Here is a 13,872-nt window from a genome sequence, read left to right as displayed (position 1 = left end):
CCGTTTGGTGCAAATTGGGCCATCAAATGGCCAAAAATGAAGAGATGCTTGGCTTGTTTTCTTGAGATTGGTGCCAGTTGGTATTTTGCAGGCCAATTACCAAGTTATTCAGAGGTTCCTTAGAACTCCAACAAACGACTAACCTTGAGGATGTGAGTCATGGAAATGAACGATATGGTGATCATTAGCGTAGATGATCACATTACTGAACCACCCGACATGTTCGATAAGCACTTGTCCGCCGAAGACCTCAAAACGGCGCCCAAATTCAACACCGATGAGAACGGCAAGAGCTATTGGACCTACCAGGGCATGTATATGCCGTCCGTGGGCCTGAATGCGGTCGTGGGGCGCCCCCTGGAAGAGTATGGCATGGAACCCAATTCCCTGGAGGAGATGCGCGCCGGTGTCTATAACGTGGATGCCCGTATTGACGACATGAACGCCAACGGCATCGCTGCGTCACTGAACTTCGGCACCTGCGTGGGTTTTGACGGTGGCCGCTTCCATAAAGCGCCGGACAAAGCGCTGTCCTTGAAGCACCTGCGTGCCTATAACGATTGGCACATCGATGAGTGGTGCGGTGCCTATCCCGGACGTTTCATTCCCTGCGCGTTGTTGCCCACCTGGGACATGGACGCCACTGTGGAAGAGATCAAGCGCATTGCAGCGAAAGGCTGTACCGCTGTCTCCCTCAACGAAAACCCCACAAAGCAAGAGCTGCCCAGCGTTCACAATGAATACTGGAACCCCATGTGGAAGGCCATCGCTGATCACGACATGACAATGTGTTTACACATCGGCGCTGGTAATCCGGTCCCCCATGCTTCTGCGGAAACCCCCATTGAGGCCTGGATCACCACCATGCCGCTGTCCAGCGCTGTGGGTGCCGCAGACTGGCTGCATCTCAGCGCACTGCATGAGTACAACCTGAAAATCGCGTTGTCAGAAGCCAGTATCGGCTGGGTGCCATACTTCCTGGAGCGGGCCGATTTCGCCCATTCACGTCACAAGTTCTGGACTCATAATCACTTCAACGGCATGCAACCCAGTGAAGTATTCAAAAAGCATTTCATGCTGTGCTTCATCGACGATGCCTACGGTTTGAAAAACCTCAATGAATTGAACGAAGACCTGATCTCTTATGAGTGTGACTATCCACATTCGGATACTCTGTGGCCTGAGTGCCCCGAGCATCTGTGGAAAACCATCAATCATTTGCGCGAAGAGCAGATCGAGAAAATCACCCACCTCAATGCGATGAAGTGGTTCAACTTCGACCTGTTCAAATTCAATGACCGGGAAAATTTGACCGTGGGTGCATTGCGGGCCCAGGCGCAAAAGGATGGGGTGGATACCACGCCGAAATCCTACAGTGGTGAAAGCCCACTGGCAGCGGGTGAGGAGCCCCGTCGCATCACCTCAGGTGATTTGATGAAGATGTTCGCTCATCATGCGCAGGAAGGTACCAAGAAGGTGCAAGCGGGTTAATGGCCCAGCCTGACACACGGGAGCCGAATGGCTCCCGTTTACTTAGGTTGTTCTGGTGATTCAGGCCTTTGATCATGGGCAATCGCATGCTCCACCAGTTCGATCAGCCAACTGAGCGTTGCCATGGATTGATCTGAATCGAAATTCCATGCATTCATCAGCCTTTCATAGGTTTCCGGCTGCCATAGAATATCCAGGGTAGCGGTGACAATCTCCTGTTGCGCAGGCGTCCATTCGGGTGTGGATTCGGCAACGGATCTGAGCAGCGCCTCCCGCCGGATTTTATCCAGACTGCTGAATGAAGGGTCCGCCACGGGTTTTGACTTGGCGGCGAAGGATTGCATGTACTGGAACAGGCCCTTCACCGTGCTGTTGAACTCACTCAGACTCAAGGAGTCCAGGTCGACGCCGGATTCTTCCACCAACCTCTGTATTACGGCATCCTTCAGGGCCTGTTCGGTTGGGAAATATCGATATACCGTGCGCTCACTCACGCCTGCCCGTTCCCCGACAGCGCGGAACGTCAGATTTTTCCAGTCCCATTCGGTGAACTCCTGCACCAGTTCAACACCTCCCTTGATGATCTGCTCCCGGGTTTTATTGGATTGCGCCTGGCGTACTACGCTGTTGTAGCGGCGTTTTTTAGCGCTACCAGATTTGCTCTGGTCAGCATTGATATTGTCATTGGATCGGGACTTCATTCTGTTCGGAACTCAATTGCGTAAGTGAATGAATTGTCCCAAAAACAACGTACTAAAGCAAAGCAATGCCGGGTTTGAATGGTTGCCCACTAACTACTGAACAACTATGTTGTGCAGTGTAAAATGGGTATAATGTTCAGAACGAGAAAGTCAAAGCAAAACAATAAACCAGGTAACAGGAAGAGCAGGAGATCCCGCCATGTCAGAAGCGTTCATCATTGATGCCGTCCGCACACCCCGCGGCACCGGCAAAGTAGGCAAGGGGGCTCTGGCGGAGCTGCATCCCCAACATTTGGCTGCAGCGGTACTGAAAGCGTTGCAGGAACGCAATGACATTGTTACCGCAGATGTGGACGATGTGATCTGGGGTACCAGTGCGCAAAAGGGCAAGCAGGGCGGTGACATGGGCCGTATGGCGTTATTGGACGCCGGCTTTGATACCCGGGCCAGTGGCGTTACCCTGGACCGGTTCTGTGGTAGTGGCCTTACGGCCGCCAACCTGGCCGCCGGGCAATTGGTATCAGGCTTTGAAGATCTGTTGATTGCTGGCGGCACCGAGATGATGTCGCATATCATGGATCTGGGCAAACGGGAGATGGAAGCCGGATTTCGCTCGCCCGGGCTGGGAACGGGCAACGCGCGCCTGCAACAACGCCATCCCCAGTCTAACCAGGGTGTCTGCGCAGACGCCATCGCCTCTATGGAAGGCATTGATCGAACCACGCTGGATCAATTGGCGCTGGAAAGTCAGCGTCGGGCCGCTATGGCCATTGAGGAAGGTCGCTTCGATCGCGCCATCATCCCGGTGTTCGACGACAACGGAACATTATTGCTGGACCGCGATGAGCATCCACGCCCACAAACCACGCTGGCTGATCTTGCCGAGCTGAAACCCAGCTTCGAAAAAATTGCTGATTTCCCTGCCGATTCAACAGGCACCACTTTCCGCCAACTGATCAATCGTCGCTATCCGGATCTGGAGATCAAGCACTTCCACCACGCCGGCAATTCCTCGGGCGTTGTGGATGGCGCTGCGGCACTGTTGATGGCGTCGAAACGCTATGCCCAACAGCAAGGCTGGAAACCGAGGGCCAGGGTGGTGGCGGTCGCCAATATGGGGGGAGACCCCACCTTAATGCTGAATGCGCCGGTTCCTGCAGCGCAAAAAGTGTTGGCAAAAGCCGGCTTGAAGCCGCAGGACATTGATTTGTGGGAAGTGAATGAAGCCTTCGCCGTGGTGGTGGAGAAATTCATTCGCGACCTGAATATTGATCGCGACAAGATCAATGTTAACGGTGGTGCAATTGCACTGGGGCATCCTATCGGCGCAACCGGCGCCATTCTGATCGGCACCGTACTGGATGAGCTGGAACGTCGAGACCTGCGACGTGGTTTGATTACCATGTGTGCTGCCGGAGGCATGGCACCGGCCATGATCATTGAACGGGTTTAATTTGCATCGCTATGAAAAAGCCGCTTCCATATGAAGCGGCTTTTTTGTTGGTTCCGGCTTATTGTGTAAGGAGCTGACTCCACCACCGCCGTCACTATTCGCTGAACAACTTGCGGATTTCCCGTCGCAGAAGCTTACCCATTTCGTTATAAGGAAGCTCATCCAGGACTGCAATCCGTTCCGGCACCCGCGATGAACGCAAGCGGTCCTTAATCAAGGATTTCAACTCACTTTCACTGGGCGCTGCACAATCCGGTTTGATTGAAATGGCGATGCCCACAGCTTCTCCCCATTCTGTTGAGGGCGCAGCAACTGCAGCTGCGTCGGCGATGGCAGGATGCGTTAATAGCACATCTTCAATTTCACCAGGTGAGATGTTTTCGCCGCCCCGTACGATGACATCATCTGCCCGACCTGCCAGGAACAAGAAGCCTTCCTCATCCAGCCAACCGGCATCACGGGTGGGGAACCAGCCATCGGCGTCCAATGCGGAACGCTCCCGGTATTCACCGGAAACCTGTTCGCCTCGAACGTAAATCTCACCCCGCTCACCCGCGGGCAAGCAGTGACCTTCCTCGTCACGAATCTCCAGCTCGATGGTGGGTAGAGGTCGTCCCACCGATCCCAGCCTGGCCCGCACCGCTGGCTCCTGGGAGGAGAACGCAACACGATGATCTTCCGGACCCAGTAACGCGATGGTGGAGCTGGTTTCGGTCAGGCCATAGGCGTTGGTAAAGCCGCAGTTGGGGAACAACTGCATGGCCCGCTCGATCACCACCACCGGCATGGGGCCGCCGCCGTAGGCGATGGCCTGCAGGGAGGAGAGGTCCGCCTTCACACCTTCATCCAAGCGCGCAATGATACGGGTGAGCATGGTGGGCACGACAAAGGCGTTGCTGGCGCGTTCTTCGCTGGCCAGTGCCAGCCATGCGTCCGGATCGAATGCCGGCAACAGGAGGATCTTACGCAGAGAATAAATGGAGCTCAGCATCGCGGCAATACCCGCGATATGGTACGGAGGCACACACACCAGACCGGCTTCTTCCGGTGCGGCTGAACCGAATTCTACGGTACCCAGAATATAGGACAGCAGATTGGCGTGCTTGAGCAAGGCCGCTTTGGGGGCAGAGGTGGTCCCACTGGTGAAGATCTGCGCCGCCACGTCGGCTTCTTCCGATTCCACCGCGTCAAACGCCTGCTTCACGGATTCCGCAGCAGCCACAAACTCAGCGCGGGTCAGGCAGGTGTGCCCACCGTCGGCGTTAATACGTTGAATGCGCGACACATCACCGATCGCATAAGCCGGGGCGATGCGTTTCAGCAACGCCGCCAGATCTTCATCGGCCAGACGGTAATTCAGCGGTACATAAGGCACTCCTGCCAGGGCCGCACCAAACAGCGCCATCGGCGTGGCTTCGCTGCTTTCATCGAGAAAAGCAACAAACTGGCAACCACTGCGGGAAATATTATGGGCCGCACCCTGCGCTGCCTGCCATAATTCGCCGTAAGTCCAGCGCCGCCCGTTGCACACCAGCGCTTCCCGATCCGGCTCCGCATCTGCCGCCATTTGCAGAATGAGTGAAATATTCATGGAACAACCCCTTAGTCAGAGGAAGGCAGAGGTTTACTGTCCTTGATCTGAAGTGCGACCCCAGCAATGGACAGAGAGCCTTTACCGGCCTTCACACACAACAGTTCCACCGAGCCATCGGAGTTCACATAGCGCTTACCCACCTGGGTTCCCGCGGAAAACTGACCATCCAGCTCGGTTGGCGTCTCAGGAGCGGTGTCCGACATGGGGCTGCCCCCGCAATCCACGGTAAAACCACTTCCTTTAATGACCATCACTTCGGTCGTGCACGCTGCACTTTTTAATTTTGTTCCAGGCTTCATAATGCTCTCTTATGTCTGCGCTTATCGTTGCTCTTGTTAGAGTTTATTATGCAATGGCACCGGTGGATTTCAGGGCCTCAATACGATCCCACTCCAGCCCCAGTTCCATCAGGTACATTTCCGTGTGCTCTGAGGCTTGCGGTGCCCGGGTGGTGTTCACTGACTCGTGATTGAACTGCACCGGACCACGGACCAGTTTCAGCGGATCACCGCCATCGGCGGCTTCCACCTCAAACAGCATATCGTTGGCCAGGGCCTGCTCGTCGGTGCTCAGGTCCAACAGGCTTTGGATCGGTGCCCATTGTCCTTTCATGGTCTTCAGATGCTGTCGCCAGTACTCAAACGGTTTGGAGGCAAACGCGGTGGCGATCAGGTCACTGGCATCACTCCAGTTCTTCATCAGGGCCTGCACGGTGGAGAAGCGCTCATCCTGTGCAGCCTCGGGCACACCCAGATGGGCAAAAGTATCTTCTATATAGGCACCGGGCGTGATCATGCACAGGTTGATGGTGCCCCCATCGGCAGTGGTGTAGTTACCGGTAAACGGGTTACCCGGGTTGCCGCCGGAAGTGGGCATACGGTTGCGCATGACCTCACCTTTTTCAATGAAAAGATCCATGGCGGAACCGGCTGCCCACCAGGCAGTGCTCAACAAAGATACATCCACCTCGCTGGCTTCGCCGGTCTGGGCCCGGTGGAAGAGGGCAGCGGCTACCCCACCCGCGATGTTCATACCGCCAATGGAATCCCCGAATGCGGCAATGCCCTGGGCCAGTGGTTGGCCCAGTTCCGCAGGCGACATGGAGAAGCCCACACCACTGCGGGACCAGAAGGCAGTACCATCAAACCCACCCACATCCCGCTCCGGGCCTTTGTCGCCATAGGCGCTGCCACGGGCATAAATAATGTTCGGGTTTACGGCACGAATGTGCTCCAGATCGATCTTCAGTTTCTGGCGCTGAAAAGGAAGGTAATTGGTGAGGAAGACGTCCGCGGTCTTGGCAATTTCATAGATCAGTTCAACGCCTTCCGGTTTCGAGATATCAATCCCCACGCTGCGTTTACCGCGGTTGGCATGTTCCATCATGGTGTTACGTTGCGGGTCTATTTTCATGCCACCCATATTGATGAATCCGCGCTGGGTATCGCCCCGCACCGGATGCTCAATCTTGATTACGTCCGCCCCCCAATCCGCCAAAATCGCACCGGCAGCAGGTACAAAGGTGAATTGCGCCACTTCAAGGACTTTGATGCCTTTCATTACTTGCGTCATAGGTACTCTCCAGCTCCTCTCCGGGTGTTCGCCTCTCTTTGAAGACGTTGGATTTATAAGAGAATTTCAGAGTATAATACTAAACAACAACACTGTTGTATATAAACAGTTGGCGCTATGATAATCAACAGATTAGCGCCATTACGCTATGAGAGAAGATACTTAATGCCTTGAATTTTCGGGCAAATCACCCATGCCAGGTAAAGATAACAATTAGAGGGCCATATACCATGAAAATCGATTCCGACATTGCAGCCGTAGTGACCGGTGGCGCATCAGGCCTGGGCCTGGCCACCGTCAAGGCGTTGCGGGCCAAGGGCGTTAAGGTCGCCATCTTTGATCTGAATGCGGAAGTGGGGGAACAGGCCGCGGCTGCCACCGGTGCCACGTTCTGTCAATGTGATGTATTGTCGGATGAGAGTGTTGACCAGGCCTTTGCCCAGGCCCGCGAAGTCAATGGACAGGAGCGGATTCTGGTGTGCTGTGCCGGCGGCGGAAATGCCATTCCCACTGCGCGCCGGGACAAGAAAACCGGCGAGATTAAAATGTTCCCCAGCGATCAATTTGAATGGGTGCTGCGCTTGAACACCGTCGGTACGTTTCGCTGCATCACCCGGGCCGCAGCAGGCATGATGAGCGCAGACCCCCTTGACGGTGAGCGTGGCGTCATCATCAATACGGCTTCCGCGGCCGCCACGGAAGGCCAGATGGGGCAAGCAGCCTATTCCGCAGCAAAGGCGGGGATCGTGGGCATGACACTGACCATTGCCCGTGATTTGTCCCGCGAAGCCATTCGGGTGAACACCATCCAGCCTGGCATTTTTGATACGCCGGCCATGGCCAGAGCACCGCAGGAGATGAAGGATGCGCTGGGTGCCATGGTGCCTTTCCCTCCACGCCTGGGCCACGCAGATGAATACGCCAGTATGGCGTTGGAGATCATCCGGAACAGTTATATCAATGGCACCACTCTGCGTTTGGACGGTGCCATCCGGATGCAACCACGATAAATCACACATCAATAACAAGCACACAATGCGTTAACGGGATAATCACTATGACAAACGAAAGTACTGCTTCAAGCCCGATCACATACGAAACAGAAGGCCCGGTCGCTGTGATCAGCCTTAATCGCCCCCAGCAGGCCAACGCCCAGAATAAAGAATTGTTGGTGGAGCTGGACAAAGCCTGGGACCGTGCTGCTGAAGATGAGAGCGTAAAAGTCATCGTGCTGCGGGCCAACGGCAAGCACTTTTCATCAGGCCATGACCTGTCCAATTCCGGAGCCAAGGATCAGTTCGATAAGGACAAAGCGGAATCCGGCATGATGAAACTGTATATGCACGAGCGCAAACACTTCCTGGGATTCAGTCGCAAGTGGCGTGACATTCCCAAACCCTCCATCGCCGTGGTTCAAGGTTCCTGTATTGCCGCTGGTATGATGTTGTGTTGGCCCTGCGATTTGATTCTGGCGGCCGACAACGCTGTGTTCCGGGATCCGGTAGTGATGATGGGCATCGGTGGTGTCGAGTACCATGGTCACACCTGGGAGTTCGGCCCCCGCAAAGCCAAGGAAATGCTCTTCACCGCATCGTCCATCACGGCCGCAGAAGCGCGGGAGTTGGGCATGGTCAATCGAGTCATCCCACTGGCGGAACTGGATTCACAGGCGATGGAGCTGGCCCAGCAGATCGCCAAAATGCCCGCATTCGGTTTGGCCATGGCCAAGCGCGCAGTCAATCAGACCCTGGACACCATGGGTCAATATGCGGCCATTCAATCCGTGTTTGATATTCACTCCCTGGGACATGGCAATGCGGTGGCTCAATGTGGTTTCCCGGTGTTGGTCGATCTTGAAAAACTGAAACAGGCCGGCAAGAAGTCCGATTCGTAACCATAGGGAGTGAATATAATGGGTAACTTCAGCGATAAAGTGGTAGTGATCACCGGTGCTGCCGGTGGTCTGGGGCAGGGCATCGTTGCTTATTTCCGAAATCAGGGTGCCAAACTCGCGCTGGTGGATTACAGCGACGAGTTGTTAAACAAGGCATTCCCACAAAGTGATCAGGAGAATGAGATCCTGGTCAGTTGCGATCTGACCAGCCGGGAATCCACCCAGGCCGCGTTTGAGCATATTCTGGGTCGCTTTGGCCGCATTGATGTACTGGCCAACATTGCAGGCGGTTTTACTATGGGTGAGGCCGTTCACGAAACCTCGGACAAGACCTGGGATTTTCTGCTGAACCTCAATACGCGCTCCATCATCAATACCGCTGCAGTCGCGGTTCCGGCCATGCTGCAGCAAGGGGCGGGTAAGATCATCAATGTGGCATCGGCCTCATCCGTGAAAGGGGCTGCACTGCAAGGCGCTTACCTGGCGTCCAAATGCGCAGTGGCACGCTTGTCTGAGACCATGGCAGACGAGTTGCGGGCCAAGCACATCAACGTCAATTACATCATGCCATCCATCATCGATACGCCGGTAAACCGTGACAGCATGCCCAACGCGGATTTCAGCAAATGGGTCAAGCCGGAGGAGCTGGCCAACGTGGTGGGGTTCCTGGCTTCCGACGCCAGTAGCGCGGTGCATGGTGCCGGTATTCCGGTGGTGGGATTGAGCTGATCCGCTCCCGCGGACCGTTGAAACAGAGTGTTATGGTCATGAGTGCACTACAAGAACTCAGTCTGGCGGTGCTCAATGGCCCACCGGAAGAGCAGGCCCTGGAATACGAAAAGCGGTGGTATACCTGGGGCGAACTGGGCCAGGTGGCACGTGATGTCGTGACACTGATCCAAGAAAGTGGTGCGCCCGCCAATAGTAAAATTGCGCTGGTGGCCAAGAACCGTCCGTCTGCAGTGGCTGCGTATCTTGGCCTGATGGGCGAGGGCCTAAGCTTCCGCATGGTGTATCCGTTCCAATCTTCGGTGGCCATGGCAACGGAACTGGCTTCTATCAAACCCTCAGTGATGGTGGCTGCGGCGGAAACCTATGACGCAACCCTGATTGCAGCACTGCAGGACATGGGGGTCGCCGCCATCGCGTTACGGGAGAAAAGCGCGATCTTCGTTCCCGGGCTGGAGCGCAGTACTATCGAGCCTGCCGTCAGCAACACGCCGATCATTGAAATACACACCAGTGGCACCACTGGCACGCCCAAGCCGTTTGAGTTTGATTACGATACCGTTGCCAGGCACATTGTCGGTGGGCGGGCCACGCCATCGTCGGTGGGGGCAGATCCCAAAAACCTGCCGCCGGTGCTCATGTACTTTCCCGCTGGCAACATCACCGGTCTGCATTCCACCATCGCGCCCTTACTCCGGGGGCTGCGTGGAATGTTACTGGACCGGTTCAGTGTGGAGGGATGGCATGATCACCTGGTTCGGTATCGACCCTCCGCCGGTGGCTTGCCGCCAGCCGGAGTACAGATGATTCTGGACGCTGACCTGCCTCCGGAAGATTTTCGTTCCCTGAAAATGATCGGCTCCGGCTCGGCGCCGCTGGACCCGACCGTTCAGAAGCGCTTCGAAGAACGTTATAAGGTCCCCATCCTGCTGGCCTATGGTGCCACCGAATTCGGCGGTCCGGTGGCCAGCATGACCCCGGAGGTGTATCAAACCTGGGGGGACCAAAAGGTCGGCAGCGTCGGCAAGCCGTTCCCCGGGGTTAAGCTCAGGGTGATTGATCCGAACAACTTTACCGAATTGTCCGCCGGAGCAGTGGGACTGCTGGAAGTGGTGTCACCGCGTATGGGCGAGCATTGGATACGCACCGCCGACCTGGCGTATCTGGATGAGGACGGATTTCTGTTTCTCTGTGGCAGGGCAGACGGCGCCATCATGCGGGGCGGCTTTAAGATCCTGCCGGAAACCATTGAGAAGGCCCTGTTACAACATCCGGCGGTGGCTGCAGCGGGGGTGGTGGGCGTAGCGGACCATCGACTGGGGCAAGTGCCCGCGGCGGCCATTCAAGCCAAGGCTGGGCAACCTTCGCCGTCGGTGGAAGAACTTGAGTCGCACTTGCGGGAACGCGTGGCGGCCACCCACATCCCGGTAAAGTGGACGTTTGTAGAAGCCTTACCCAGAACCGCCTCTTATAAGGTCCATCAGCCGGCGCTGCGGGAATTGTTCGAATGAACGATACGCTGAAAGACCCGACCACACTATACTGATACCCCAAACCGTCGTCGACGGAAACCAGTAGATGGGCAAAACAAGAATGAATATGAAGAAATCCAACTGGAAACTACGGATCGAAAAAGGCTTCGAGCAACTGGGCTTTGCCATGGGGCGCCACCCCTTGGCCTGGTTAGTGGGCAGCTTGTTGATCATCGCGGCCATGGCCTCCCAACTTGGCAACCTCAGACAGGATACCAGCCTGGAAAGTTTCCTACCCAAAGGGGCGGACATCATCCAATCCTACATGGAGTTTAAAGAGACCTTCGGGCGCGATGAAACCTTCGCCATCACGGTGGAATCAGAGAACCCTTACACCCAGGAATTCGCCACCCAACTGCATGCGCTGCACCAGCAACTCATGGATGAAGTCCCTTATATAGCCAATGTGGACTCCCTGGCCAATGCCCGCCATACCCACGGCGCAGACGACACTTTATATGTGGACGAGTTGCTGCCTGAAATCCTCCCGGAGGATCCGGAAGAAGTGGAAAAGCTGAGAAACTATGCGCTGGCCAGCGAGAACTATCGAAATTTCCTGATCTCCGAAGATGGACAACTGGTTGCGTTGATCGTTCGACTCAATTCATTTCATTATGAGAAAGACGCCAGCGGGGAGCTGCACCGCCGTTATCTCGAAGAATCGGACATGAAGGTTTCCTATGACAGAATCCGCGCCATCATTGAACAATACCAGGGGGTAATGTCCGATGACATCCAGTTGACCGGGGGTATGCCCATCTCCCTGGAACTGGCGGAGCTGACGTCGCGGGACTTTGTGGTGCTGGCCGGACTGGCCAACCTGGTGATCGGGATTGTTCTGTTTGTGATCTTCAAACGGCTATCCGGCGTAGTAATGCCCCTGCTGATTATGGCGTTCGGCATCACCGTCACCATGAGCATGATGGCCATTCTGGATTCCCCTATCCAGATCAGCACCTCCATCCTGCCCGCGTTCCTGCTGGCAGTGTGCGTGGGGGACAGTATCCACATGTTAACTATCTTCTATCGACACTATGATGAAGGGGACGAAAAGCTGCACGCCTTGGCCTCCGCCATGGGTCACACCGGGCTTGCCATGCTGTTCACCAGTATCACCACCGCTGCCGGGCTGTTGTCGTTTTCCACTTCGGAGTTAACCCCGGTGGCATCACTGGGCATCTACGGCGCCATCGGCTCCCTGGTGGCCTTCCTGTTATCGGTTACTATATTGCCGTGTCTGATCGCATTGCTGCCACTCAAACGGCGCAAGTTGCATCAGGAAGAACATAAAATGATGCATCGTTTCCTGTCCTGGTGTGGCACATTTTCAGCGCGAAATGCCAAACCGATTGTCATCGTCGGAGTATTACTGCTGGTGAGCAGCGCTTTCTTCGCCAGTCAGATTCGGTTCAGCCACTATCCTTTGTCCTGGCTGCCGCCGGACAATCCTTTCACCATTGCCATCAAAGAATACGAACAGCGCATGGGCTCCACCGTCAGCATTGAAGTGGTACTGGATACCGGTGTGGACCGCGGTATTCTCAACCCGGGTTTCCTGAGAGCAGTGGATCGAATTCAACAGGATGTGGTGCACTGGGACACGGAGCATTATCAGATTGCCAAGGCCATGAGTGTTACCAATATCGTGAAGGAAACCAACCGGGCACTGCACGATAACGAAGAAGCACATTACTCCATACCCGATGATCCCAACCTGATCAGCCAGGAATTGTTCCTGGTGGAAATGGATGAACCGGACGATCTGTATAACGTAGTGGATAAGGATTACCGCATTGCGCGCTTGACCATCACCTCCACCTGGTTTGATGGGCTGTACATGCAAGGGCTGCTGGACAAGCTGGATGTGCGGATCAAGGATGAAATGGCCCCCTACAATGTTTCCATCACCTACACCGGCCTGGCCCCGATTATGGGTGTCACCTTTGCCAAGATGCTGTTTTCAACCGCAGAAAGTTACGGCCTGGCGGCCATCAGTATCAGCCTGATGATGGTACTGTTGATCGGCAACGTGAAGCTGGGCCTGCTCAGTATGATCCCGTCGTTACTGCCGATCCTGACCGTGTTGGCTGCCATGCAGATTCTTGGTATACCGCTGGACATGCTCACCATGTTGATCGGTTCCATTGCCATTGGTCTGACGGTGGACGACAACATTCACTTTATGCACGGCTTCAGAAAACTTTACCTGAAAACTGGTGATCCGATTTTTGCGGTAGAGAAAACCCTGTTATCAACCGGACGCGCCATGTTGATTACCTCCATTGTGTTGAGTCTGGGATTCCTCGTGTACATTCAGGCGGAAATGACCATCATGGCGGGATTTGGTGTCATTACGGCGGTCTGCATTGTGCTGGCGTTGCTGGCGTCGTATCTGATCGCGCCGGCACTGATGATAGTGGCCAATAAAACCTGGCATCATCAGGGCGAAAAGAAGGGCAGAATCAACCCAAGATCGGATGAAAAAGAAGAGCGGGAGGTCGTGGAATAACCCACGACTCCCGATGTTGAATCAGACAGCCACTTCGACCCAGTCGTCCACCACCCGTACTTCATAAGTGGGTATGGGTTTGGTGGCGGGCAGGCAGGTGGCTTTACCGGTAGCCAGGTCAAACTGCGCGCCATGCAGCGGGCATGTAATACGACAGTTGCGCACACGCCCGGTGTGCAGGAACTTGTCCTGATGGGAGCACAGGTTCTGCACCGCATACAGTTTGCCCTTGGTGTGCACCACCAGCACCATGGTGCCGTTGATTTTACGGGCACGCTTGGACCCCTCAGGCACTGCAGACAGTTCACAGAAGCGGGTGAATTCCAGGGTAACGCTTTGCTCTTCGGCAACGTCCAGGCGATCCGATGGTTCTGTTGTATTGGTCATCTCAACTCTT

Annotated in this window: 12 protein-coding genes; 7 read left to right on the top strand and 5 right to left on the bottom strand. The window is 55.3% G+C overall.

Annotated features, from left to right (window positions below):
• Positions 1-159 precede the first annotated feature (159 nt).
• Positions 160-1,491: an amidohydrolase family protein gene (locus tag D9N14_RS14725; protein WP_290581014.1), complete on the top strand. Its 1,332-nt coding sequence runs from the start codon at positions 160-162 to the stop codon at positions 1,489-1,491.
• A gap of 38 nt (positions 1,492-1,529) precedes the next feature.
• On the opposite strand, the gene D9N14_RS14720 is transcribed toward D9N14_RS14725, so the two are convergent.
• Positions 1,530-2,192 carry a TetR/AcrR family transcriptional regulator gene (locus D9N14_RS14720; protein WP_290581012.1) on the bottom strand — a complete coding sequence of 221 codons (663 nt, stop codon included), beginning with the start codon at positions 2,190-2,192 and terminating at the stop codon, positions 1,530-1,532.
• A 199-nt stretch (positions 2,193-2,391) separates the two neighbouring features.
• Here D9N14_RS14720 and D9N14_RS14715 point away from each other — a divergent pair, with 199 nt between their 5' ends.
• Positions 2,392-3,645: an acetyl-CoA C-acetyltransferase gene (locus D9N14_RS14715; protein WP_290581010.1), complete on the top strand. Its 1,254-nt coding sequence runs from the start codon at positions 2,392-2,394 to the stop codon at positions 3,643-3,645.
• 94 nt (positions 3,646-3,739) lie between these two features.
• On the opposite strand, the gene D9N14_RS14710 is transcribed toward D9N14_RS14715, so the two are convergent.
• From D9N14_RS14710 to D9N14_RS14700, 3 genes are all read right to left on the bottom strand, one after another.
• Positions 3,740-5,236 carry a class I adenylate-forming enzyme family protein gene (locus D9N14_RS14710; protein WP_290581008.1) on the bottom strand — a complete coding sequence of 499 codons (1,497 nt, stop codon included), beginning with the start codon at positions 5,234-5,236 and terminating at the stop codon, positions 3,740-3,742.
• Positions 5,237-5,247: 11 nt separating this feature from the next.
• Positions 5,248-5,442: a hypothetical protein gene (locus tag D9N14_RS14705; RefSeq protein ID WP_290581006.1), complete on the bottom strand. Its 195-nt coding sequence runs from the start codon at positions 5,440-5,442 to the stop codon at positions 5,248-5,250.
• A 142-nt stretch (positions 5,443-5,584) separates the two neighbouring features.
• Positions 5,585-6,811, bottom strand: a complete 1,227-nt coding sequence (locus D9N14_RS14700; RefSeq protein ID WP_290581004.1) for a CaiB/BaiF CoA transferase family protein — start codon at positions 6,809-6,811, stop codon at positions 5,585-5,587.
• A 230-nt stretch (positions 6,812-7,041) separates the two neighbouring features.
• On the opposite strand from D9N14_RS14700, the gene D9N14_RS14695 reads away from it, so the two are divergent.
• The 5 genes from D9N14_RS14695 (at position 7,042) to D9N14_RS14675 (ending at position 13,475) form a co-directional block, all read left to right on the top strand.
• Positions 7,042-7,821: an SDR family NAD(P)-dependent oxidoreductase gene (locus D9N14_RS14695; RefSeq protein WP_290581002.1), complete on the top strand. Its 780-nt coding sequence runs from the start codon at positions 7,042-7,044 to the stop codon at positions 7,819-7,821.
• 47 nt (positions 7,822-7,868) lie between these two features.
• The gene (locus tag D9N14_RS14690) at positions 7,869-8,705 is read left to right on the top strand and encodes an enoyl-CoA hydratase (protein WP_290581000.1); all 837 of its coding nucleotides are present in this window, start codon (positions 7,869-7,871) and stop codon (positions 8,703-8,705) included.
• An 18-nt stretch (positions 8,706-8,723) separates the two neighbouring features.
• Complete coding sequence (locus tag D9N14_RS14685; protein ID WP_290580998.1) at positions 8,724-9,434, top strand: SDR family NAD(P)-dependent oxidoreductase; 711 nt, start codon at positions 8,724-8,726, stop codon at positions 9,432-9,434.
• 38 nt (positions 9,435-9,472) lie between these two features.
• Positions 9,473-10,945, top strand: coding sequence for a class I adenylate-forming enzyme family protein (locus tag D9N14_RS14680; RefSeq protein ID WP_290580996.1), 1,473 nt, complete (start codon positions 9,473-9,475; stop codon positions 10,943-10,945).
• An 88-nt stretch (positions 10,946-11,033) separates the two neighbouring features.
• The gene (locus tag D9N14_RS14675; RefSeq protein ID WP_290580994.1) at positions 11,034-13,475 is read left to right on the top strand and encodes an efflux RND transporter permease subunit; all 2,442 of its coding nucleotides are present in this window, start codon (positions 11,034-11,036) and stop codon (positions 13,473-13,475) included.
• A 21-nt stretch (positions 13,476-13,496) separates the two neighbouring features.
• On the opposite strand, the gene D9N14_RS14670 is transcribed toward D9N14_RS14675, so the two are convergent.
• On the bottom strand, positions 13,497-13,862 hold the full coding sequence (locus tag D9N14_RS14670) for a Rieske (2Fe-2S) protein (RefSeq protein WP_290580992.1): 366 nt from the start codon (positions 13,860-13,862) through the stop codon (positions 13,497-13,499).
• Between the last annotated feature and the right edge of the window lie 10 nt (positions 13,863-13,872).

It is taken from the genome of Ketobacter sp. (assembly GCF_003671495.1).
GTDB lineage: Bacteria > Pseudomonadota > Gammaproteobacteria > Pseudomonadales > Ketobacteraceae > Ketobacter.
This window is presented reverse-complemented; position numbering and strand designations above follow the sequence as displayed.